Here is a 23024-nt window from a genome sequence, read left to right as displayed (position 1 = left end):
GGCTCAGTTGCCCTTGTTGCTGACGCCGGCCTGCTCGAAGGTCGCCATGCCGGAATGGCAGGCTGCTGCGGCCTTGACGATGCTCGCAGCCAGCGCCGCGCCCGTCCCCTCACCGAGCCGCATGCCGAGCGCCAGAAGCGGCGTCTTGCCGAGCCTCTCGATTGCTCTCAGATGCCCCGGTTCGCCGGAGACATGGCCGATCAGGCAATGATCGAGCGCGGAGGGATTGGCGGCCTTGAGGATCGATGCCGCCGCCGTCACCACATAACCGTCGAGCAGCACAGGAATCTTCTCGACACGGGCGGCTAGGATTGCGCCGGCGATCGCCGCGATTTCGCGGCCGCCCAGCCGCCGCAGCACTTCCAGGGGATCGGAGAGATGATCCTTGTGAAGCTCGACGGCCTGTTTCACTACGGCGATCTTGCGTTCCAGAAGCTCCCCATGCGAACCGGTGCCGGGGCCGACCCAGTCTTCCGCCTCGCCGCCATAGAGCGCAAGGTTGATCGCGGCGGCGATCGTCGTGTTGCCGATGCCCATCTCGCCGATGCAGAGAAGATCGGTGCCGCCGGCGATCGCCTCCATGCCGAAAGCCATGGTCGCCGCGCAATCGCGCTCGGAAAGTGCGGCTTCGGTGGCGATGTCACCGGTCGGGTAGTCGAGCGCCAGGTCGAAGATCTTCAGGCCGAGATCGTAGGTCACGCAGATCTGGTTGATCGCCGCGCCACCGGCCGCGAAATTCTCGACCATCTGCTGTGTCACCGACGAGGGATAGGGCGTAATTCCGTGTTTCGTCACGCCATGATTGCCCGCGAAGATCGCCACCAGCGGCCGGTTGACTGCCGGTGCTCTTCCCGTCCAGGCTGCGAGCCAGAAGGCAATCTCTTCAAGCCGTCCGAGCGAACCCGGCGGCTTCGTGAGTTGGGCGTCGCGCTCGCGGGCGGCCGCAAGCACCCGCGCATCCGGTCCCGGAAGGTTGGCCAGCAGGGTACGGAAGTCGTCGAAGGGAAGGCCGGTCACGCTCATCTGCAGTCTCTCTCGTCTTTACGCCGGTCTGCTTGTCTTTCCCGGCAAATCGCGCTTCTGTGCGCTTCTCATAGTCGGGGACTCATGGAGGGACAACTGCCAAACGCAAGCGAATTCGTCGCAGACCTCGCCCGGTCCGTGGGTTTTTTAAGCCGCCTGCCGGTGCCGGACCGTTTTTTCCGCGGCCACGACGGCTCGATTTCTCGCGCCGTGCGTGCCTTTCCGGTCGCCGGCCTCGTCATCGCGGCACTCCCCGCATTCATCCTTTTGTTCCTGGCGTCCGGTGATGCTCTGCTCGCTGCGCTGATCGCGCTTGCCCTCATGAGCTTGATGACCGGCGCTCTGCACGAGGATGGATTGGCAGATACTGCCGATGGGCTCGGCGGCGGGCGCGACAGGGACCAAGCGCTTGCGATCATGAAGGACAGCCGCACCGGCGCCTATGGTGTCGTAGCGCTGATCCTTTCCTTCGGGCTCAGGGCCGCCGCGCTTGCCGCCCTCGCCCGCCATGCCCCCCCAGCCGCCGCCCTGGCCTTGCTTGCCGCAGCCGCCGTCAGCCGCGCGGTTATGGTCGCCCATTGGCAGGCGCTTCCGCCCGCCCGCGAGAATGGCGTCGCAGCCGGCGCCGGCCTGCCGGAGGAGAGCGCCCGCAACCTCGCGCTCCTTATCGGCGGTGTCGTGGCGCTTCTCCTGCTGGTGCCGGCGCTAGGCCTGCCCAAAACGCTCCTGGCGCTGATCGTGGCGGCGCTTGCAGCGTTCGGTTTCACCCGTCTTGTCCGCAGGAAGCTTGGCGGTCACACGGGTGACACGATCGGTGCCACGCAACAGTTCTCCGAAATCGCCATGCTGGCCACCCTTGCTCTCGTCATCTGAACCCACGATATAGAACGTCATGATATCGCCCTGCATCCTCGTCTGCTCCATCGACATGAAGACCGGCTATTGTTTCGGATGCGGACGTACGCGCGACGAGATCGCCGCCTGGATGGACTATACCGACATGGAGCGCCGTATGCTGATGGAGATCCTGCCCGCCCGCCTCGATACCGTCGAACGCAGGCCGCGGCGGGAAACACGGCGCCGGCGTCTCGCCCAGGAGCGGGACAACGCATGAATCCGCTGACGATCATCCTCCTCATCCTCGGCATCGGCCTGGCGCTCCTCATCTTCAATCACGATAACGGCCAGACGTTCGGCATTGCCAACGAAGACTTCGGCCAGATCATCTATCTCCTGCCGATCGCCGGCCTGCTCTCGGTCGGCATCCTCGCCGGCCGGCGCGGCAATTCCGGCCAGGTGCTGCGCAATCTTGCCATCTGGCTGCTGATCGTGCTCGGCCTCGTTGCCGTCTATCTCTATCGCGACGACGCCCGCGGCGTCGGCGCACGCATGGTCGCAGGCCTGCTGCCCGGCACCGCCGTCGTCGTGACGACGAGCGAGGGCCGCAACGAGGTCATCATCCATAAGACGAACGGCGGCCATTTCCAGACCAATGTCCGCGTCGAGGGCCAGGTCCTGCCGATGCTGGTCGATACCGGCGCAAGCACCGTCGTGCTCTCCTATGACGACGCCCGTGCCATTGGTCTCGATCCCAAGAATCTCGCCTACACGGTCAGCGTGATGACGGCCAACGGCCGGGCCCTGGCGGCGCCTGTGCGGCTCGACGAGATCGCCATCGGCCCGATCGTGCGAAACAATATCCGGGCGATGGTGGCCGAAGACGGCCGCCTCCATGAAAGCCTGCTCGGCATGAGCTTCCTCTCCACCCTTGGTTCGCTGCAGATGCAGACGGACGAGCTCAGGCTGAGGGACTGAGATCAGCCGAAATCCTGCGCCGCCTCGCCGTCGCCCTTCTTGCGGAACTGACTGGGCGGTGCGCCGATGATGCGTTTGAAGGCGCGGCTGAAGGAGGCCTCCGCATCATAGCCCAGCCGGTCGGCGACGACGGATACCCGCATCCCGTCCTTCAGCCATTGCCGCGCCTGGTGCATGCGCACCCGCGCCACGTAGCGTGCCGGCGTCTCGCCCACCACCTTCAGGAAGCGCTCGGCAAAGCCGGACCGTGAAACCCCCATGATCCGCGCCAACGCCGCCACGCTCCAGTCCCTGTCCGGCTGCAGGTGAATGGCGGCAAGCACCCGGCCCACCTCGGGATTGCGCACCGCGGCGATCCAGCCGGTCGTGTCGCCGCAGCCGTGCTCCACCCAGGTGCGGATCAGCGTGGCGGTCAGCACGTCGGCGAGCCGGGCCAGAATGCCGCCGGCGCCGACCCGGTCCATCTCCACTTCGCGCGCCATCGCGTCGAGAAGATGCGGGATGGCCGGTTCGTTCTTCGCGAGCGCGCTGGTCAGCATCGCTTCCGGCATCATCTGCAAAAGCGGATGCAGTCTGTCGAGGTTGAAGCGCATGGAAGCGGTAAACGCCAATGTGCTGCCGGGAGCATCGGCGCATTGCACGTCGAAGACCCCCTGACAGACTTCCTTGCGGCCGAACCGATCGAAGGGCTTCGGGTCCACCCCTTGCGCGCTTGCCAGCACATGCGCATTGCCGCGCGGCAGAAGCACCGCGTCGCCCGCCTGCAGCGGCAGCCATTCGCCGCACGGCGTCTGGAGCCAGCAACTGCCGCAGCCGATGAAATGGAACCGCGCCGCCTCCTGCGCGGGAAAGAATGTCGCCCAGGGCTCGGCGAGCCGGCAGCGCCCGTATTCGACGCCGTCAAGCCTCAGCCCGCGCAGCATTTCGCTGAGCGGGTCGCTGAAAGCTTCAGATTCTTTTCTGGACGATCTGTCAAGCATATCGGATTTTCTAGCATAGAAACGACAGCCTGTCACGCCTAACTCTAAGACGATCTCCCAAGATTCCTCCCAACATAGGAAACGACCATGACAGATTACACCTTGGAACGGGACAATCCGTCGTCAGGGGCCCGCGGCAAGGCCGCGTGGGACGCGGTATTTTCGCTGTCGCTCGGCGTCTTCGGTCTCGTGACTGCGGAATTTCTGCCGGCGAGCCTGCTCACCCCCATTTCGGCCGACCTCGGCATCAGCTCGGGCACAGCGGGGCAAACCGTCACCGTGACCGCCGTGGTCGGCGCGATTGCCGGCCCTGCCGTCGTAATCGGCACGCGGAGCTTCAACCGGCGCTGGACGCTGTTCGTGCTTACGGCATTGCTCGTTATTTCCAGTGCTCTTGCGGCACTTGCGAACGGCCTCCCTCTCCTTCTCCTGTCGCGCGTCCTGCTCGGCATCGGGCTCGGCGGCTTCTGGGCCATGTCCGCGGCGCTTGCCATGCGCCTCGTGCCGATGGACCTCCTGCCGCGGGCAATGGCCGTCATCTTCACCGGCGTTTCGGTGGCGACCGTCTGCGCCGCACCGCTCGGGGCCTATATCGGCTCCACGCTCGGCTGGCGGGCGGCCTTTGTGCTGACCGCCGCGGTCGGCCTCCTGGCGCTCCTCGTCCAGGTCGTCACAATGCCCTCGCTGCCGCCCACGGGAAGCGCCGGTTTGGGCACGATGGCTGCGGTGCTGAGGAGACCGAAGGTCCGCATCGGCCTTTTCACCACGCTCCTCATCGTCGCAGGACATTTTGCGGGCTTCACCTATATCCGCCCCTATCTGGAGGAAATCCCGCGTCTTGACGTGGAAATGATCTCGCTTGTCCTGCTCGCCTACGGTATTGCCGGCTTTTTCGGAAACATCGTCGGCGGAATGATTGCCGAGCGCAGTGCGAAACTCGGCGTCGTCTTCGCATCCAGCCTGGTCGCGGTTACCGCCGTCATCCTCGTCTCCACCGGCCAGTCGTTCGCAGCCTCGGCCGTCGCCGTCACCATCTGGGGCTTTGCTTTCGGCGCACTCCCCGTCAGCATCCAGAGCTATGTGACGCGGGCCGCATCGGACGAGGCGGAAAGCGTCGGCGCCCTTTTGCTGACAACCTTCCAGATCGCGATTTCCAGCGGAGCTGTGCTCGGCGGCCTCCTGGTCGACCTGCAGGGGCCGCTCGGCGTCATGTCCTTCCTCGGCGTGGCCGCGCTGCTTGGCGGCTCGGTCATCCTCGCCCGCGGCGGCAGGCAGATGCAGCTGAGCGAAGGCTGACCGCCTTCCTGCTCCGACAATCGTACCCCGGCTGCGGTCAGCTCCGCAGCCGGTATCCCGTCTTGAAGATCCAGGCGAGAACCGACAGGCAGATCGCCAGGAACAGCCCGATCATGCCGAGGCTGATCAGCGGGTTGACGTCAGCGATCTCATAGAAGCTCCAGCGGAAGCCTGAGACAAGGTAGAGCACCGGATTGAAATGGCTGACCGCCTGCCAGAAGGGCGGCAACATGTCGATCGAATAGAAGCTGCCGCCCAGGAAGGTCAGCGGCGGCACGACCAGCATCGGCACGATGTTGAGCTGTTCGAAATTCTTCGCCCAGATGCCGATGATGAAGCCGAACAGGCTGAAGGTCACCGCCGTCAGCACCAGGAAGACGACCATCATCACCGGATGGGCGATCGAGATGTCGACGAAGAAGGAGGCCGTCGCCAATATGATCAGGCCGATGATCAGCCCCTTGGTCGCCGCGGCGCCCACATAACCGATCAGGATTTCCGTCATCGCCACCGGCGCCGACAGGATCTCGTAGATCGTGCCGGTGAATTTCGGGAAATAGATGCCGATCGAACCGTTGCCGATGCATTGCGTCAGGAGCGTCAGCATGATCAGGCCCGGCGTGATGAAGGAGCCGTAGGAAACGCCCTCGATCGTCTGGATGCGCGAGCCGATCGCGGTGCCGAAGACGATGAAATAGAGCGATGTTGTTATGACGGGCGAGATGACGCTCTGCAGAAGCGTGCGCTGCATGCGGGCCATCTCGAAGATGTAGATCGACTTGATCGCCTCGAAATTCATGCCTTTTCCCCCACCAATGCAACGAAAATGTCCTCCAACGAACTCTGCCGTGTGGAAAGATCGCGGAAATGGATGTCCTCGGCGGCGAGCGTCGCCAGAAGCGAGGCGATACTGCCCTGCCCTTCCTCGCTCTGGTATTCGTGGACCAGCGCCGCGCCGCCGTCCGCAAGCGTCAGGTTGTAGAGCGCCAGGCTGTCCGGCAGCGCCGTCAGCGGCTCGGATAGTTCAAGCCTGAGCTGTTTGCGGCCGAGCTTCTGCATCAGCGCCTTCTTCTCTTCGACCAGCAGCAGCCTGCCGCCATTGATGACGCCCACCCGGTCGGCGATCTCCTCCGCCTCCTCGATATAATGCGTCGTGAGGATGATGGTGACGCCGTTTTCGCGCAGCCTTTCCACCACCTGCCACATCTCGCGGCGCAGGTTGACGTCGACGCCGGCCGTCGGCTCGTCGAGAAAGAGAATTTTGGGCTCGTGCGCCAGCGCCTTGGCGATCAGCACGCGACGCTTCATGCCGCCCGAAAGCTCGCGCAGCGTGTTGTCCTTCTTTTCCCAGAGCGACAGGTCCTTCAAAATGCTCTCGATCAGGGCCGGGTCCGGTTTCTTGCCGTGCACGCCGCGGGAAAAGCTCACGGTGTTCCAGACCGTCTCGAACATGTCGGTCGTCAGTTCCTGCGGCACCAGCCCGATCAGCGCCCGTGTCGCGCGGAAATCCTTCACCACGTCATGACCGGCCACCATCACCTTGCCGGAACCGGGATTGACCAACCCGCAGATAATCGAGATCAGCGTCGTCTTGCCGGCGCCGTTCGGCCCGAGCAGAGCCAGTATTTCGCCCTCCTCGATGTCGAGGTCGATGCCTTTCAGGGCCTCGAACCCGTTGCCGTAGGTCTTGGTGAGTCTGTGTATGGAAACGATAGGTGCCATGTGGAAGCGGGTCTTTGCGAAATCGATTTTCGGAATTTGCCGCGAATATAGGTATCGAGGCCTGTGAAACTATCCCCGCTGGAAGAATATTGCGTTCGCTTTTTGCGACCAATCGCGTCAGATCAGGATCGTCAGGAAGAACTGCAGCGAGATGACGATGAGAAAAATGCCGAAACCGGCTTCGAGCTGGCGCTTCGACATGGCATGTGCGAGCCGGGCGCCGATCGGCGCCATGTAGAGCGTGACCGGGATCAGCAGGGCCATCGCCAGCCAGTTGATATAGCCGGTGGAAAACGGCGGCAGGCCGGGAACACTCCAGCCGCCCCAGACATAGCCCGCAAGCCCCGGCAGCGAGATCAGCACGCCGACGCCGGAAGATGTCGCGACCGCCTGGTGGATCGAACGGCCATAGAGCGTCATGAAGGTATTGTTCAACACGCCGCCGCCGATACCCATCAGGCCCGAGAGCACGCCGATGCCCGTTCCCACCATGAATTTCAGCGGATTGCCGGGCAGGTCGTCGCCGAGTTTCCAACTCGCGCGGTTGAAGATCATCCGGAAGGCGAGCGCCAGCGCGATTACCGCGAAGATCAGACGCAGCTCGACGCTGGAGGCCTTGGCGGCGATCACGGTGGCGATGAGCGTGCCGAGCGGCACGGCGACGATCCAGCCCCTGAGCAGCGCGGTATCGACCGATCCCCTCTGCCTGTGCGCCATGAAGGAACGGATCGACGTCGGCACGATGATCGCCAGCGACGTGCCGAGCGCGAGCTGCATGCGCACGTCCTCGGCAATGCCGAGCAGTCCGAAGACATGGAAGAAGATCGGCACCAGGATGGCGCCGCCGCCGATGCCGAACATGCCGGCCAGCAATCCGGCAACCATGCCGCCGGCGACAAGCGCCAGGATGAAGGGAAGAATCTCAGCGGCGAAATGCAATCTGCTCTCCACTCCGACACCGGGTCTGAAGAAGGAGAATTCATCCACTACCGCTGTCATTTTTCCGTGACGTTCTTACAGCATTGTTCCCGCCAGGCAAGCAACGGTCCCGCCTCTACGCCGCACGTAACCTTCGCGCGACCGTCATCACCAAAGCGTTTCAGCTTCTCTTATTTCCGCTTGCCTCGCATGGACTGCTTTTGAGTATGAGTTTCTCGTTTCGGAGGCCCTGGCTTCTCCCCGCGAGCCCCGCCCCCGCCCTCGCCGGCCGCAGCGCCGGCTTTCTTTTTTTCAAATCGGGCATCATATGCATGAAAACGGCCAACCCGTTCCGTCGCTGGGATGATGAACCTTCGTCAAAGCACACCTGTAGCGGAGAGCCATGCCCTTTAGAGTAAAGGTATGCGCCTTTTTTTGCCATTGCCGCATGACGCGCTTTTTGTTTTCCTTTCTGGTGAGGCGTGTGTCGTCCCTCGCCCCGCCTATCCCAACGACGATGCAGCTTCAGCGGCCGGGTCCCCTGCCCGGCCGCCTCGCGTTGATGCGGGGAGGGGCGGGCATTCGGCGACCAGCCGCTATTGCCGTCGCGTTCCAGGCTGCGCATGTTTCCAGGCCATTTCCAGCGCGTCACGAAGATCGGCCCGGTCGAGCTTCGACAGGATGCCCGTCGTCCAACCCTGCCGGCCCCAGGCGTTCTGAACAGGCGAGAAGGCTTCCGGAAGCATCATGCACTTGAACTGCTGCTCGTCGGGCGTGAACTTGAAGTTCGCCGTCAGACCGTCGGCGGCAAGTGTCACGTAGGTGCGCCTGACCTTGAAGGCCGCACGGTCGAAATGCGGCGCTTCAACTGTTCCCTCGAGGGAAAGGGCCAGGCTGCGCAGCATCTCACCTGTCGCCATCGTCAGACCTCAATCGCAGTAACGCCTGCCGCTCTTGCGCGAGCGAAGGTCGAAGTGGAAATGGTTCCAGTGTTCCGCATTGCTGCCGGGGCCGAGAACCGTGCTGAAATACTTGCAGCTATCGTTGCGCACCGATTTCAGGAGCCCGCCCTCGCGGAAGGAGAAAAGCCCCTTCTTGCGCACATCGATATCGTGGCCGTTCTTCAGCACGATCCGGCCGATATCGATCGCATTGCCGCGCGCGTGTTCCGACATCGGATTGTAGCGCTGGCGGCTGTTGTTCATGCGGCGGCAGGAATAGCCGCCCATCGGCACGATCCTGCGGACCCCGGTGAGATAGCGGGTGCGCGCCGAAACGGCGAGTTCGTTCTTGACCCATTTGGCGAAAGCGAGCGTCGTCTGGCAGTTGAGCGTAACGGCCGGTTTGACGTCGATATTGCCCGACAGGCCGGAAAGCTTGACCGGATAATCGATGCCGCAGCTCGGACCTTGGGAAATGCGCGGCCGGTCCTCGAACTCGACGCCGAGGCGGCGCAGTTCGGCGCGGCAGCTTGCTTCCGACCGGGGCATGGCGCCCCTGAGCGAGGGCTGTTCACGCTCGCTCATCGGCCCCCTGTTGTTCGCCGGATTGTCCGGACGGATCATCGCCACCTGCTGCGCGCCGGCAGCGGGCGCGCGGCCTGGCGGGATGACGCGTGATCCGTCACTCCAGGTCATGCCCTGGCCGGCCATGCTTCCGTTCGTCAGGTCCCCCTGCAGGCCGGCGCCCTGGCGCTTCGGCGGAACGATTACACGATCGTCGGAGATCGGCTGGCGGCGCGGCTGCAATGCGACGGGATTGTCGGTGCCGATGCCGTCGACCACCGGCTGGTCGCCGACACCTTCGGCGATATCGCTGTCTTCTTCCTCGGCAAGGCCGGTAACGTCGCTCTCGTCGGGACCGAAGCCGAATTCGGAATCCATGTTGACGCCCTCTTCGGGAATGGCCGTCGGCCCGGCGCCTGCCGCAGGCTGCCCCAACGACATCTGCTGCATCGCCTCGTCGCTGTCGATCATCGGCAGGCGGCCCTGGCGCGCGGCGGCAGGGGCAGTCCCGCCGAGCGGCGCGGACTGTACCGATCCCGGCGCCCTCAGATACTGCCCGGCATGACCTGCTGTGTCGGTCCCTGCAGGATTCGCGGTATTCCTGTAATCGACGGCGCTCGCCTGCGAAACGGGCGCGGGGCCGACCGGATAGGCCTGTTGGGATACCGGCTCGCGCGGCAGGGAGCGCATCGGTTCGATCGCGCCGACGCGCGTGCCGCTGTCGATCGGCGCAGGCGGAACGAGGTCCACCGCGGAACAGGCAACCAGCATTGTCGAAATCATCAGCGAGGTTACCGCCCGCCGAGAAAGGGAAGCATACGCCATACCAGTTGCCACTCTTCCGGTGCCGAAATGGCACACACGGAAAGTTTAGGCAAAGCCGGTAAACGAAAGCTTGAAGAAACAAGGCCATTTCGGGGCGTTATGGGCCTCTGATCCCGGGTTTTGCGGCTTGGGAGCCGTTGACACCGCCGATACGACAATGCCGATCAATGGAGCACGCCCGGCAAACCGGCGAGAATGACTGATCCGTGCGAATGAGGACGGGAGCGTCCGATAGAAAAGCCGCCGGGCTTGTGAAATCCGGCGGCTTTTTCCTGATGGGCGTCGATCGTTACGCGGCGCGGGAACGCGACGGAGCGCCGTACCCCGCCTGCCTGCCGCTGCCGGCGAGCTGGAACGCCGAAAGCAGGGCCTGCAGGTGCACGCTCTGTTCGGCGAGCGTCTGGCTTGCCGCCGTGGTTTCCTCCACCATCGCCGCATTCTGCTGGGTCATCTGGTCCATCTGGTTGACGGACTGGTTGATTTCCTGAAGGCCCGTCGCCTGCTCGCGGGCGGCGGTGGCAATCGTTTCCACATGCGCGTTGACCCGCTCGACCAGCGTGGCGATCTCCACCAGCGCGTCGCCGGTGGAACGCACCAGCGTGACGCCGCCTTCGACCTCACGGGCGGAATTGCCGATCAGCGTCTTGATCTCCTTGGCCGCATTGGCGGAGCGTTGCGCCAGCTCGCGCACCTCCTGCGCCACAACCGCAAAGCCGCGGCCCGCCTCTCCGGCCCGTGCCGCCTCGACGCCGGCATTCAGCGCCAGCAGGTTGGTCTGGAAGGCGATCTCGTCGATCACCGAGATGATCTGACCGATACGGTTGGACGATTCCTCAATGCGGCCCATGGCGTCGATCGCATTGCGGACGATCTCGCCCGAGCGGCTGGCGCTGTCCTTGGTTTCGTTCACCATGGCGCGCGCCTCGTGCGCCCGCTCCGATGCGGTGCGGACCGTGGCGGTGATCTCGTCGAGCGCGGCAGCCGTCTCTTCGAGGGAGGCCGCCTGCTGTTCGGTGCGCTTGGAAAGGTTGTTCGTCGCGCCGGAGATGTCGGCAGCGCTGTCGCGGACCACGAGGCCCGTTTCGGCGATCGCCTCGACCGCCCGATGCAGCGAGCCGACGGCCGCGTTGAAATCGTCGCGCAGCTTGGCGTAGTCCTCGCCGATATCGCCGAGCGAGACGGAAAGGTCGCCGCCCGCCAGCGCCTCCAGCGCCAGCCCGAGCTCGCCCATCGCCCGGGTCTGGCGTTCGGCAGCGGCGGCCATCGTCCGTTCGTTGCCGGAGCGCTCGTCGGCAAGCGCACGCGCCTGATCGGCCTCGCGGGCCTGCAAGGCGGCGCGTTCCTCGACCGAATCCCTCAGCACGGCCACCGCGCGGGCGATATCGCCGATCTCGTTCTTCTCGTCGGTGCAGGGGACGGCGCCGCCCGTCTCGCCGGCGGCGATCGACTGCAGCACCTGATTGACCTTGCCGATCGGCCCCGTGACGGTTCTCACCACGAAGGCCGCCCCGCCGACCAGCACCAGCGCGCCGATGCCGAAGATCGAGGCGAAGTTGATCAGGTTACGCCGGAACATGGCATGCAGGTCGTCCACATAGACGCCGGTGCCGATGATCCAGCCCCAGGGTGCAAAGCCGGCCACATGCGAATATTTCTCGACCGGCTCCTCGAAACCCGGCTTCGGCCAGTAGTAGTCGACGAAACCCTTGCCTTTGGCCTTCACGACATCGGCGAATTCCACGAACAGGAACTTGCCGTTGGGATCCTTGTCATTGGAAAGATCCTTGCCGTTCATCTCCGGCTTGATCGGGTGCATGACCATCCGCGGGGTCATGTCGTTGATCCAGAAATAGCCGGTCCCGTCGCCGTAGCGCATGACGGAAATGGTCGCCTTTGCCTCGGTCTGCGCCTCATCGCGGGTCATGGCGCCCGAGGCTTCGAGCGCCTGGTATTTCTTCAGCACCGTCAGTGCGGCGTCATTCATCTGCGCGAGGCCCGCCTTGCGCTCCACCTCGGACGACCGGTAGCTCTGGAACAGGCTGAAGGTCATTGCGCCGCCGAGAATGATGAGCGACAAAAGCACAAGACAATAAAGCCGCCAGGAAATGGTAAGACGTTTCATGACCCCCTCCGTTTGAAATTCGTCAAACTCTAACCGTGGATAGTTACCAGGTAGTGAAACGCCCACCCATCGCGCACAGCGCGAATTAGAACCGTCTAATTCCTTGATCGAACGACTGTTTCGGCAGCCGAGGCATGAAATTCCAGCATGAAAGCATGACGAGAACGGCATGGGCTTTTTCGGTCTTTGGCTCTAATTTCCCGTTGGGAGGAGAATCGATCCCCGGATGCAAAGGAACCCATGCGATGACCGACGAGACCAGGCCGACCGGTGAACTGACGCTGCGCACACTCGCCATGCCTGCGGATGCCAATGCCGCCGGCGACATCTTTGGCGGCTGGGTCATGGCGCAGATGGATCTTGCGAGCGGTATCCGCGCTGCCGAGCGCGCCCGCGGCCGGGTGGTCACCGCAGCGGTCAAGGAAATGGCCTTCCAACTGCCGGTAAAGATCGGCGATACGCTCAACGTCTATACGGAGATCACCCGCGTCGGGCGCACGTCGATCACGCTCTCAGTCGAAGCCTGGGCGCACCGAGCCCGACACCGGATGCTGGAAAAGGTCACGGCCGCGACCTTCATCATGGTGGCGCTGGACGAGGACGGCAAGCCGACGCCGGTTCCAGCAGAGGAGTAAGACCTGTGGAAGCCGTGACCAGTGCCGAAGCGTTTACCCATATCCGCATCGTGATGGGCATGGTGGTCAGCCTCGGCCTTGCGCGGCTGCTCAATGGCCTTGCCGGCATCGTCCAGCATCCGCAGTCGGTCCGCATTTACGCCGTCCATCTCGGTTGGGTGGCGTTCATGTTCCTCTTCCTCGTGCATTTCTGGTGGTGGGAACACCGGCTGCACGCCGTGCCGGTCATCAGTTTTGTCGCTTTCCTGTTCCTGATCGTCTTTTGTGCGCAGTTCTTTTTCCTCTGCGCCCTGCTCTTCCCCACCTCGATGCAGGATTACGATGGCTACGAGCACTATTTCCTGTCGCGGAAGACGTGGTTCTTCGGCTTTCTCGCCGGACTGCTGGTCACCGATATCGTCGATACGGCGCTGAAGGGCCGGGACTATTTCCTGTCGCTCGGCATCGAATATCCGGTGCGCACCGTACTTTATATCGTGCTCAGTCTCATCGCCGCGGTGACCACGAACCGGCGCTACCATGTGGCGCTGGTGATCTTCGCGCTCGCCTATCAGTTCTACTGGATCTTCCGCATCTACGATTTCATGACCTAGACGCTTCGGTCCCGATCATCCTTTGAGATAAACCGACGATTCGTCGAAGGTAAGCCCCGGAAAGACCTTGGCGCTCAGGTTGCCTGGCTTGATGCCGAACTGCCTGTAGAGCATGGCGGCGGCGACCTCGCGCACATCGCCGGTCGGCATCAGGTCGCGCTGCTCGAGCAGCTTGTCGTCGGCCAGCCCCGGCCATTGTCCCAGCACCTTGCCGCCGGAGATGGCGCCGCCGGCGACAATCGCAAGCCCGCCGGTTCCGTGGTCGGTGCCGTTGGTGCCGTTCTCACACGCCGTGCGGCCGAACTCCGTCATTGCCAGCACGACGGTCTTCTTCCAGGCCTCGTCGCCCAGCGCTTCCTTCAGCGTGGTGAACGCGGTCGAAAGATCGCCGACGGCCTTCCTGAACTGCGTCCGCTGGCCTACATGCGTATCCCAGCCGTTGATCGAGAAGCTGGCGATCCGGTATTCCTCGCGCAGCATGCCGCCGGCAAGCCGCGCCATGTCGGCGATGCCTGCGCCGCGCCTGGCGTCGCCATAGAGGGAATCGGCCGCCATGTCCGTCATCTTCGCCTCCTGCATCGCCTTCGCGAAGGTTTCGTCGCCGGCATAGAGCCGGTCCAGAAAGGCGATCTCGTCTTCGGCGAGCGCGAAATTGCTCTGGCTCGACCAGGAATCCGCCTCGTTCGGGCCCGTCAGGATCAGTTCCATCGACGTGTTGATATCGATCGCCTTGCGGGAGGCCGAACGCGGAATGACCGCCAGCGCCCGGTTCAGCCAGCCGGTACGCTCGCTCTTGTCGTTGCCGCCGGTCTCCAGCATGTCCTGCCCGTCGAAATGGCTGCGCTGGTTGCGATAGGGGGTCGAGACGGCATGCACGAAGGACAGTTCCCCCGCCTGCCAGAGCGGCATCAGCGCGGAGGCGGCGGGATTGAGGCCGAAGAAGCCGTCGAGATCGAGAAGACCGGTGTCTGGCATCAACGCCAGCTTGGGCCGGAGTGCCTGATAGGCCGGGTCGGCGTAAGGCTGCACGAGATCAAGCCCGTCCATGGCGCCGCGCAGGATGATCGTCACGAATCGATTGTCCCCCGGCATGGCGGCAAAAGTTACGGGGGTCAAAACCGGTGCGGCGGCTGCGCAGCAGGCCCCGGCCAGAAAACCGCGGCGCGATAACAGGATGCTTTCTGGAAAGGTCATCGTTATCTCCTGTTGAATTCGGGGGATGCGAGCACCATTGTGATGCCGTGCACCTTGTTGGGCGCCTGCGAAATGATCTGCCGTGTCTCCGGGCGGGCGGCATCGCCGAGCGCCGCCTCCAGAAATTCCGAGGGTCCCATCTTCTGCCCGAAGATCCGGGCGATCAGGCGCGACCAGGCAATCCGCTCGCTGAGCTGGCCCGGAGCCAGCCAGACCCGCGCTTCGTCGGCGAAACCGGCCGGGCTCGGCGGCCGCCAGATCGGCTCTCCCATGCGCTGCAGAGCGCCAAGCGTGATAGCATTGGCCCGCCCTGCTCTGCGTCTTGCATTCTCCCGGGCCGCAGCGCCGCCGGCCATTTCCATGGCCTTGCCGATCGGGCTTTCGTCCTCATTATCCATGTCGCTGACGAGGGTTGCGAAGCTTTTCTCCGGCAGGTCGAGCGCGCGAAAACCGGAAACCACGAATTCGAAGGGCTTCTTGATCTTCTGCCCCGGATCCGACCAGGCGCGCGGATGTTGCAGCATGGCGCGATAGACGTCCGAAAGATTGCCCTGGCTCTTCGTCCAGGCGTCCACCATCGTCTGGACGACCTCGTCCGGTGGATCGTCCGCGATGAAATGGCGGACGAGCTTGCGCGAGACATGCTGGGCGGTCTTGGGATTGGCTGCGAGATCCTCCAGCATCAGGATGTGATCCTGACCGTCGCCTTCGTCATCCTGATATGTTCGGCCTAGAAGGCTGATCGGCCCGGCCTCCGCCAGGCGCGGCCGATAGACCACCTCGAGGGCCCGGTTATCGACCGCAAGACCGGTCAGGACGAGGGCTGCGGCGCGCACGTCGTCCTGCGTGTAGCCGCTGCCGGCACCGAGTGTATGGAGTTCCAGAAGTTCGCGGCCGAGATTCTCGTTCAGTCCGCGACCGCTTCTGCGCGCAGCAATCGAATCCGGCCCGACACTCTGGTTCTGGTCGAGATAGATCAGCATGGCTGGATGCAGGATTGCAGCCTGAAGCAGCTTCGAAAAAGACCCGCCGAGATTCGGCCGTATCGCCTGCGCTTCGTAAAGCGGAACGATCGCCCGCATGGGCAACGTTTTCAGCACGCTGGTCGAAAAATGATCGACCCAGAAGCTCGCCAGCCTTTCATAGAAACCCGCCGGAGAATGCAATGCCTGAGCGATGCGCGCCATGGCATCCTGACGGTAGATGCGCTGCGCCTCGCGCTGCACTTCCTTGCGGATGTCCTCGTTCGGCTTGCCGGCCTGCCGCGCCTTCGCTTCGGCAGCGAGCACGGCCTGGATGCGCGTCGCGGTTTCGACCCGTCCGGTCAGCCCTTCGCGCGGAAAGCGAGGCTTTTCCGACACCCCTTTGTCGATTTGCGCGAGCAACGCATCAGCGTCGCCCGACACGTCTTCGCCCGGGCGAAGGCCGTAGCCAAAGCGGATTGCGGCCAAAGTCGGGGGTGAAAGAACCATTCGATCATTCCTCGTTGGACCGTCGCTAGCGTCTGCGACAATTGTGGTGGAAACGGTCGAGAAATGCGGCCATTTTGCGACATGGACAATTTGTAATAACCGGCAACGGACGGCTCTCCCCTCTCGGAATCTGGGGGGGCGGGCCCCGTAAATTGAGCCGACGCTAGATAACGGCTTCCGGGGCCGAAGCGGTCATTGCATAGACTCAACGGATAGCATTGAGGGTTGCAACTTCAACCCCGGATGGTGACGCAACCCAGGATGCCGCGCAAACCGGCTTCTCGAACTGAGAGAAGACCGATGCATCGGTTATGTGCCGGCAGACTGCTTTCGGGTCGACGGCGTCAAAGTCAGCATCGACCTGTTCAATCCGCGGAAGGGGAAATTCATAGGTCGTGATATACGCGAGTTGGCCATGCGGGACCTCTATCGGCAAAATCGATAAGCTGGTGGCGGTTATGCTGCCGAGCCAAAGCTTGTTTTCCGCAAGGTCAACCAAGCCGCAGATTCGAGGCGTATCATGCTGGTCGAATTCACGGTCCAGGCCAACCAGCACGCTTACAATGGCATCTCGCGGATGGTTACCTGCATTCAGCCGCTCGTAAATTGGTCTGGTGTGAGTGCCGTTGCTGACAACGGCAAAACGAGGACTCCAGATCAGACATTCATAGACGATATACGGGCTGTCCGATGCTGCGTCCGCACTTCCTGGCTTGGCAACGATTTGCACGGTGTTGCCCAGCTTTTCCGCGCTCCTGTTAGGAAATGATCTGCTCGAAACCCTGTAGGCAGCGACTAAATCCCCTTGTCGACTGCGACCAACTCCAACAATCCGACCAACATACATCTCGATCTTCTCCAGCCTAATATGGTTGCCAACGTAGCAATCGATCACCAGGCTGCCCATATCGCTGATCCTGAATACACACCGACTTTTCGTGCTGTCTAAATGCTCCCGGCGACGCAAACGGTCGTTGCGAAACTTTCGTTCCGGTTTGGTAAATGCGTCCTGACCAGGTCTTCAATCGCATGATTACCGTGGATCCGTTAGGCGATGCCGTGGCAGCACGGCCGCCGCGCATAACAATGCTGCAAGTATTTGCAGGCCCTTAAAGGAATTTTATAAGAGACTGAAGCATCGTTCGGCGTCTGATGACCTCGTGACCCAACGGCCTTTATGGAAGCGGATCTGAAAACCGGCAAGACGGACCCCGCGCTTGAAGTCGATGTCAAGCGGGCCCAGGCTTCGACCATGCTCGAACACCTGCCGTCGACGCTCTTCACCAATGCCGGCATCTCTGCTTCCGCGCTTTTCGTGACGACGCTCAACCGCGGCCTGACGTTCTCCGCAAGCATGTGGTTCGCCGCCGTCATCGTCAGCCTCGTCCTGCGCACCGTCATGGCCGCAATCCTGAAGCAGTGGGAAACCGTGGAGCAGGAACCGCAACAGGCGCTCAATGTCATGGCCGTCGGCGCACTGCTCAGTGGCACCGCCTGGGCCGCCCTTCCCCTGTCTGTGCCGAATTTCGAACCGCTCGGCGGAGATAGCGGGCTCTATCTCATCATGTGCGGCACGGCGACCGGCGCGGTCCTGATGGGCGTCGGGCACAGTCCTCTCTCGCTTGCCTTCGCGCTGCCCCCGCTCGCAGCCGTCATGTTTTCACTTGCCGTCAGCGGTCAGGTCAGCGGCTGGCTGCTCGCCCTCAACGTCCTGGCGCTGACCATGGTCCTGATCCGCAGCAGCCGCACGAGCGAGGCCATCTTCATCAGCAATGTGCTCGCCAAGCTGAAGGCGACGGCGCTCGCCGACTCGCTGTCGTCGGCCAATTCCGATATCCTGCGTGCCAATCAGCGGCTGGAAGTGCTCGCCAATTGCGACCCGCTGACCGGCCTTGCCAACCGCGCCGCCTTCAACACGGCGCTCTCCGCCGGCATTTCCACGGCGGTCGCGAGGGAGGAGCAACTCGCGCTCCTCATCCTCGATCTCGATCGCTTCAAGTCCATCAACGATACGCTCGGGCACGGTGCGGGCGATGCGGTGCTCGTCGAGGTCAGCGACCGGCTGCGTTCGGCGATCGACGGCAAAGGCGTCATCGCCCGGCTCGGCGGCGACGAGTTCGCCGTCATCTTCGGCGGTCGGGATGCGCACGGCCTTGCCCGCGCGCAGGCCGAACGCATTCTCGAACACAGCCGCCAGCCGGTCATGCTCGAAGGGCATCCGACAATCGTCGGGACATCGATCGGCATCGCCATCTTTCCGGACCATGCCGATACCGCTGAGGACCTGTTCAGCTCCGCAGACATGGCGCTCTACCGCGCCAAGGATGGTGGCCGCCGCCAGTGGCGCGAATTCGAACCCGCCTTCCGCTCCCAGGCCGATCGCCGGCACCAGGTGGAGCAGGCGCTCGGCGATGCGCTGGCCGCCGGCGACATCGAGGCGTGGTTTCAGCCGCAGATCGACCTTGCATCCCGGGAGATCGTCGGTTTCGAGGCGCTGGTGCGCTGGCACCATCCTTATCTCGGACCGGTCTCGCCCCCCGAAATCGTCGCTGCCGCGCAGGCCGCCAATCTCCCGGACCGGCTGACGGCCACGGTCGCCGAGGCCGCCTGCCGGCTGCTTGCCCGGCTGCCGTCGCTGGGCCTGCCGCGCGCGACCGTCGCGATCAACGTTTCGCCCCGCGAATTCGACCTCTACTGCGTTCCCAGCCTGCTCGACCGGATCACCGCGGCGCATCATATCGATCCTGCCCTGTTCGAGATCGAGATCACCGAGGAGGCGATCCTCGATACGCTGGTCTCCGGCGAGCAGCTCAAGCATATCGAGCGCTCCGGCTACAAGCTGGCGGTCGACGATTTCGGCGCCGGCCATTCCTCGCTCGCCTATCTCGTTGCGCTCAAGGTCGACCGGCTGAAGCTCGACCGCCGCTTCGTCACCGGCATCCGGGCAAGCCGGCAGAACCAGGAGATCGTCGGAGCCATGGCCGGCCTCGGCCGGGCGCTCTCCATGCAGGTGGTGATGGAAGGCGTCGAAAGCGAGGAGGAGGCCGAGGCTCTCAAGCCGCTCGGCATCGAGATCGCCCAGGGCTATTTCTTCGGCCGGCCGATGCCCGCCGAGCGCATTCCCGGCTGGATCGAAAGCCGCCGCGCGGCCCTGAAGCGCGCCGTCGCATGAGCGTTTCGCCGGCTCCCTCGCCTCCGGAAATCCGTTTCCCTTTTGTACTCGTTTTGTGACCCCGCCCCCTTCCCTTTGGCGCGATTCCTCTCCATATTCGGCGCATGGCCAGATCACCGAAAAAATCCCCGACCTCGAACCCCGGTTTTGAGGAAGCTCCGCAATCGTCCTTCGAAGGCGCGCCCCTGTCGGGCTCCGTCGCCGACTGGGTGAAGCAGCTCGAAGCGGAGGCGGAGGCCTCGTCGGTCGAGACGCAGCGCGAGATCGCCTCCAAGGCGGGCAAGCACCGCAAGAAGATCGAGATCGCGGCGCGCGAAGAGGCGATCAGGCAGGCCGCGAAGGACGCGGGCAAATCGGCGCCCAAGACCGCCAAGAACACCACCGCCTCGAAGACCGCCCGCGGCGTGTCGATCGGCGCCTCGTCGGACCCGAAGACGCGCGCCCGCGCCGGGCTCAACCCGGTCGCCGGCCTCGACGTGTCGCTCGAGGACGCGCAGGCGCTGGCCCCCGGCGCCGTCACCGCCACGGTCGATGCACTGGCGAAACTGATCGAGAGCGGCAATCCGCTGTTCAAGCACGGGCAGATCTGGACGCCGCACCGGCCCGAACGCCCGCAGAAATCCGAGGGCGGCATCGCCATCGAGATGGTCACCGAATACGCCCCCTCCGGCGACCAGCCGACCGCGATTGCCGACCTCGTCTCGGGCATCAACGACGGCGACCGCTCGCAGGTCCTGCTCGGCGTCACCGGCTCGGGCAAGACCTTCACCATGGCCAAGGTGATCGAGGCGACGCAGCGCCCGGCCGTGATCCTCGCGCCCAACAAGACGCTCGCCGCGCAGCTCTATTCCGAGTTCAGGAACTTCTTCCCGAACAACGCGGTCGAATATTTCGTCTCCTATTACGACTATTACCAGCCGGAAGCCTACGTGCCGCGCTCCGATACCTATATCGAGAAGGAATCGTCGATCAACGAGCAGATCGACCGGATGCGCCACGCCGCGACCCGCGCCATCCTGGAGCGCGACGACTGCATCATCGTCGCCTCGGTCTCCTGCATCTACGGTATCGGCTCGGTCGAGACCTATACGGCGATGACCTTCCAGATGACGGTCGGCGACCGGCTGGACCAGCGCCAGCTGCTGGCCGACCTCGTCGCCCAGCAGTACAAGCGCCAGGACATCAATTTCGTGCGCGGCTCGTTCCGCGTGCGGGGCGACACGATCGAGATCTTCCCCGCCCACCTGGAGGATGCCGCCTGGCGCATCTCGATGTTCGGCGACGAGATCGACGCGATCACCGAGTTCGACCCGCTCACCGGCGCCAAGACCGGCGACCTGAAGTCGGTGAAGATCTACGCCAACTCGCACTACGTCACCCCGCGCCCCACCCTCAACGCCGCCATCAAGGCGATCAAGGAGGAGCTGAAGTTCCGCCTCGCCGAGCTCGAAAAGGCCGGCCGCCTCTTGGAGGCCCAGCGCCTCGAACAGCGCACCCGCTACGATGTCGAAATGATGGAGGCGACCGGCTCCTGCGCCGGCATCGAGAACTATTCGCGCTACCTCACCGGCCGCCGCCCCGGCGAGCCGCCGCCGACGCTGTTCGAATACATCCCGGACAACGCGCTGATCTTCATCGACGAGAGCCATGTCACCATCCCGCAGATCGGCGGCATGTATCGCGGCGACTTCCGCCGCAAGGCGACGCTGGCCGAATACGGTTTCCGCCTGCCGTCGTGCATGGACAACCGGCCGCTGCGCTTCGAGGAATGGGACGCCATGCGGCCGCAGACCGTCGCCGTCTCGGCGACCCCCGGCAACTGGGAAATGGAACAGGCGGGCGGCGTCTTCGCCGAACAGGTGATCCGCCCGACCGGCCTCATCGACCCGCCTGTCGAGGTGCGCCCCGCCCGTTCCCAGGTGGACGACGTGCTCGGCGAGATCCGCGAGACCGCCGCCAAGGGTTACCGCACGCTCTGCACCGTGCTCACCAAGCGCATGGCCGAAGACCTCACCGAATACCTGCACGAACAGGGCATCCGCGTCCGCTACATGCACTCGGACATCGACACGCTGGAGCGCATCGAGATCATCCGCGACCTGCGTCTCGGCGCCTTCGACTGCCTTGTCGGCATCAACCTCCTGCGCGAGGGCCTCGACATTCCCGAATGCGGCTTCGTCGCCATCCTCGACGCCGACAAGGAAGGGTTCCTGCGTTCCGAAACCTCGCTCATCCAGACGATCGGCCGCGCGGCGCGAAACGTCGACGGCAAGGTCATCCTCTATGCCGACACTATCACCGGCTCGATGCAGCGCGCCATGGACGAGACCGCCCGCCGCCGCGAAAAGCAGACGGCCTACAATATCGAGCACGGCATCACGCCGGAATCGGTGAAGGCGAAGATCTCCGACATCCTCGATTCTGTCTACGAGCGCGACCACGTCCGCGCCGACATTTCCGGCGTCTCCGGCAAAGGTTTTGCCGATGGCGGCCACCTCGTCGGCAACAATCTGCAGGCGCATCTCAACGCGCTGGAAAAATCCATGCGCGACGCCGCCGCCGACCTCGACTTCGAAAAAGCCGCCCGCCTGCGCGACGAAATCAAACGCCTCAAGGCCGCGGAATTGGCGGTCATGGACGATCCGATGGCGAAAGAAGAGGCCCGCGACCAGGAACGACGGCCGAAGGGCGGGAAAGCCGCGCCTCCTTCGATCTCTCCCCTTGAGGGGGAGATGTCCGGTAGGACAGAGGGGGGTAATCCACCCTCCGACACCGCGGCAACACCCCCCTCTGCCCCTGCCGGGGCATCTCCCCCTCAAGGGGGGAGATCGACTCGCGGCTCCCTCTTCGCCAAACCCTCGCTCGACGACATGGGCCCCGGCACGGACATGCCGACGCCGCTCTTCCGCAAGCCGCAATTGGACGAAATGGGCCGCGACATCGCCGAACCCGCGAAAGCATCACTGTTCCGGAAAAACACGCTCGACGAAATGACCGTCGGCCGCACGGAAAAGCCGGTCGACAAGAGGCGTGGAGTGCCGGAGGCGCGACAGGGATCAGAAGAAGGCAAGATGATGCCCTCGAAGCCCGCGAGCGCGCAGCGCTCTACCTCTCCCCTGGCGGGAGAGGACAGTTCGCCCCAAGAGGCGAAGCCGATTGGCGAGGCGAACTTGGTGAGGGGGTCGGACGACCCTCGCCCGTTGGTCCGCGGCAAGATCGGCGCCGGCTCTTACGAAGACGCCGGCGAGCAGAAGCGCAAGAGCCGCACCAAGGGCAAGACCGGCCGGCCGGGACGGTAATGACCACACGTTATTTTCCGATCGAAGTCTCGCCTAGATTTTTATGCACGGCGTCCGAGCTTTACGACCTTCGGCACAGCTATGCTGCCGAAGGTGGCGGCAATCCCCTGGTTGCGTATTTTTCGCTACCGGACCCGCAAACGTCTTTTCTGAAAATCAGCTTTACCCATGCCGATATCGTCCGGGTATTGGATGAGACTTATCTGTCAACCGAAGAGTATGGCGTCGAAAGCGTCGGCCTTGTCCCCTTCCACTTCGCGTATCGCATCGAAGGCAGCCGGTTCTGGAATTCGCAGTCAGAGTTTTACCGAGATTCCCGGCGCGACGCCGTGCACTACCGCTTTATCACCGGCGGAGCCTGCCTTGACGTGCTGACTACCGTCGAGCCGGAATTTGAAATCATCTCGTCAGCGGCGTTCGAAGCCGCGCCTTTCGTAGAAGGGAAAGTCTGAG

The 23024-nt window shown here is 63.6% G+C and carries 20 protein-coding genes; 9 read left to right on the top strand and 11 right to left on the bottom strand.

The window, feature by feature from the left end; all coding sequences use genetic code 11:
• Nucleotides 1-3: 3 nt before the first annotated feature.
• Nucleotides 4-1023 carry a nicotinate-nucleotide--dimethylbenzimidazole phosphoribosyltransferase gene (gene cobT, locus JL39_RS20850; RefSeq protein ID WP_037155188.1) on the bottom strand — a complete coding sequence of 340 codons (1020 nt, stop codon included), beginning with the start codon at nucleotides 1021-1023 and terminating at the stop codon, nucleotides 4-6.
• A gap of 84 nt (nucleotides 1024-1107) precedes the next feature.
• Between cobT and JL39_RS20845 the strand changes: the two genes are divergently transcribed.
• Genes JL39_RS20845 through JL39_RS20835 form a run of 3 tightly spaced genes read left to right on the top strand, consistent with a single transcriptional unit; the run spans nucleotide 1108 to nucleotide 2838 of the window.
• Nucleotides 1108-1896 (top strand): adenosylcobinamide-GDP ribazoletransferase, encoded by a 789-nt coding sequence (locus tag JL39_RS20845; RefSeq protein WP_037155186.1) that lies wholly within the window; start codon nucleotides 1108-1110, stop codon nucleotides 1894-1896.
• Nucleotides 1897-1915: 19 nt separating this feature from the next.
• Nucleotides 1916-2137, top strand: a complete 222-nt coding sequence (locus JL39_RS20840; protein ID WP_037155183.1) for a DUF1289 domain-containing protein — start codon at nucleotides 1916-1918, stop codon at nucleotides 2135-2137.
• Nucleotides 2134-2838 (top strand): TIGR02281 family clan AA aspartic protease, encoded by a 705-nt coding sequence (locus tag JL39_RS20835; protein WP_037155181.1) that lies wholly within the window; start codon nucleotides 2134-2136, stop codon nucleotides 2836-2838. The genes JL39_RS20840 and JL39_RS20835 overlap by 4 nt, the downstream gene beginning before the upstream one ends.
• A gap of 2 nt (nucleotides 2839-2840) precedes the next feature.
• Here the strand turns inward: JL39_RS20835 and JL39_RS20830 are convergent, their stop codons facing one another.
• Nucleotides 2841-3818: an AraC family transcriptional regulator gene (locus tag JL39_RS20830; protein WP_052183019.1), complete on the bottom strand. Its 978-nt coding sequence runs from the start codon at nucleotides 3816-3818 to the stop codon at nucleotides 2841-2843.
• Between the two features lie 87 nt (nucleotides 3819-3905).
• Here JL39_RS20830 and JL39_RS20825 point away from each other — a divergent pair, with 87 nt between their 5' ends.
• On the top strand, nucleotides 3906-5114 hold the full coding sequence (locus JL39_RS20825; protein ID WP_037155178.1) for an MFS transporter: 1209 nt from the start codon (nucleotides 3906-3908) through the stop codon (nucleotides 5112-5114).
• Between the two features lie 37 nt (nucleotides 5115-5151).
• Here JL39_RS20825 and JL39_RS20820 read toward each other — a convergent pair whose 3' ends face one another.
• The 6 genes from JL39_RS20820 to JL39_RS20795 all read right to left on the bottom strand — a co-directional run bounded on the left by JL39_RS20820 (nucleotide 5152) and on the right by JL39_RS20795 (nucleotide 12206).
• The gene (locus JL39_RS20820; protein WP_037155175.1) at nucleotides 5152-5913 is read right to left on the bottom strand and encodes an ABC transporter permease; all 762 of its coding nucleotides are present in this window, start codon (nucleotides 5911-5913) and stop codon (nucleotides 5152-5154) included.
• Complete coding sequence (locus JL39_RS20815) at nucleotides 5910-6836, bottom strand: ABC transporter ATP-binding protein (RefSeq protein WP_037155171.1); 927 nt, start codon at nucleotides 6834-6836, stop codon at nucleotides 5910-5912. The genes JL39_RS20820 and JL39_RS20815 overlap by 4 nt, the downstream gene beginning before the upstream one ends.
• Nucleotides 6837-6953: 117 nt before the next feature.
• The gene (locus JL39_RS20810; protein WP_037155388.1) at nucleotides 6954-7775 is read right to left on the bottom strand and encodes a sulfite exporter TauE/SafE family protein; all 822 of its coding nucleotides are present in this window, start codon (nucleotides 7773-7775) and stop codon (nucleotides 6954-6956) included.
• 575 nt (nucleotides 7776-8350) lie between these two features.
• Nucleotides 8351-8674, bottom strand: coding sequence for an MmcQ/YjbR family DNA-binding protein (locus JL39_RS20805; RefSeq protein ID WP_037155168.1), 324 nt, complete (start codon nucleotides 8672-8674; stop codon nucleotides 8351-8353).
• A gap of 9 nt (nucleotides 8675-8683) precedes the next feature.
• Nucleotides 8684-10084 carry an extensin family protein gene (locus tag JL39_RS20800; RefSeq protein WP_037155166.1) on the bottom strand — a complete coding sequence of 467 codons (1401 nt, stop codon included), beginning with the start codon at nucleotides 10082-10084 and terminating at the stop codon, nucleotides 8684-8686.
• A gap of 289 nt (nucleotides 10085-10373) precedes the next feature.
• A complete protein-coding gene (locus JL39_RS20795) occupies nucleotides 10374-12206 on the bottom strand; it encodes a methyl-accepting chemotaxis protein (RefSeq protein ID WP_037155164.1) in 1833 nt (610 codons plus the stop codon).
• A 245-nt stretch (nucleotides 12207-12451) separates the two neighbouring features.
• Between JL39_RS20795 and JL39_RS20790 the strand changes: the two genes are divergently transcribed.
• Both JL39_RS20790 and JL39_RS20785 read left to right on the top strand, forming a co-directional pair.
• On the top strand, nucleotides 12452-12841 hold the full coding sequence (locus JL39_RS20790; RefSeq protein WP_037155161.1) for an acyl-CoA thioesterase: 390 nt from the start codon (nucleotides 12452-12454) through the stop codon (nucleotides 12839-12841).
• 5 nt (nucleotides 12842-12846) lie between these two features.
• Nucleotides 12847-13434, top strand: coding sequence for a hypothetical protein (locus JL39_RS20785; RefSeq protein WP_037155158.1), 588 nt, complete (start codon nucleotides 12847-12849; stop codon nucleotides 13432-13434).
• Nucleotides 13435-13449: 15 nt separating this feature from the next.
• On the opposite strand, the gene JL39_RS20780 is transcribed toward JL39_RS20785, so the two are convergent.
• From JL39_RS20780 to JL39_RS20770, 3 genes are all read right to left on the bottom strand, one after another.
• A complete protein-coding gene (locus tag JL39_RS20780; RefSeq protein WP_037155155.1) occupies nucleotides 13450-14628 on the bottom strand; it encodes a DUF1501 domain-containing protein in 1179 nt (392 codons plus the stop codon).
• Nucleotides 14629-14630: 2 nt separating this feature from the next.
• Nucleotides 14631-16100, bottom strand: coding sequence for a DUF1800 domain-containing protein (locus JL39_RS20775; protein WP_037155152.1), 1470 nt, complete (start codon nucleotides 16098-16100; stop codon nucleotides 14631-14633).
• 205 nt (nucleotides 16101-16305) lie between these two features.
• Nucleotides 16306-17007, bottom strand: coding sequence for an IMP cyclohydrolase (locus JL39_RS20770; protein ID WP_244446934.1), 702 nt, complete (start codon nucleotides 17005-17007; stop codon nucleotides 16306-16308).
• Between the two features lie 270 nt (nucleotides 17008-17277).
• On the opposite strand from JL39_RS20770, the gene JL39_RS20765 reads away from it, so the two are divergent.
• From JL39_RS20765 to JL39_RS20755, 3 genes are all read left to right on the top strand, one after another.
• Complete coding sequence (locus JL39_RS20765) at nucleotides 17278-19272, top strand: EAL domain-containing protein (protein WP_052183018.1); 1995 nt, start codon at nucleotides 17278-17280, stop codon at nucleotides 19270-19272.
• A gap of 104 nt (nucleotides 19273-19376) precedes the next feature.
• Nucleotides 19377-22571 carry an excinuclease ABC subunit UvrB gene (gene uvrB / locus JL39_RS20760; protein WP_037155149.1) on the top strand — a complete coding sequence of 1065 codons (3195 nt, stop codon included), beginning with the start codon at nucleotides 19377-19379 and terminating at the stop codon, nucleotides 22569-22571.
• The gene (locus JL39_RS20755; protein ID WP_052183017.1) at nucleotides 22571-23023 is read left to right on the top strand and encodes a hypothetical protein; all 453 of its coding nucleotides are present in this window, start codon (nucleotides 22571-22573) and stop codon (nucleotides 23021-23023) included. Before uvrB ends, JL39_RS20755 begins: the two co-directional genes overlap by 1 nt.
• Nucleotide 23024: the final 1 nt, after the last annotated feature.

Source organism: Rhizobium sp. YS-1r, assembly GCF_000757525.1.
In the GTDB taxonomy this organism is placed as follows: Bacteria; Pseudomonadota; Alphaproteobacteria; order Rhizobiales; family Rhizobiaceae; genus Neorhizobium; species Neorhizobium petrolearium.
The sequence above is the reverse complement of the archived record's forward strand: the minus strand, read 5'-3'. Positions and strand labels throughout refer to the sequence as shown.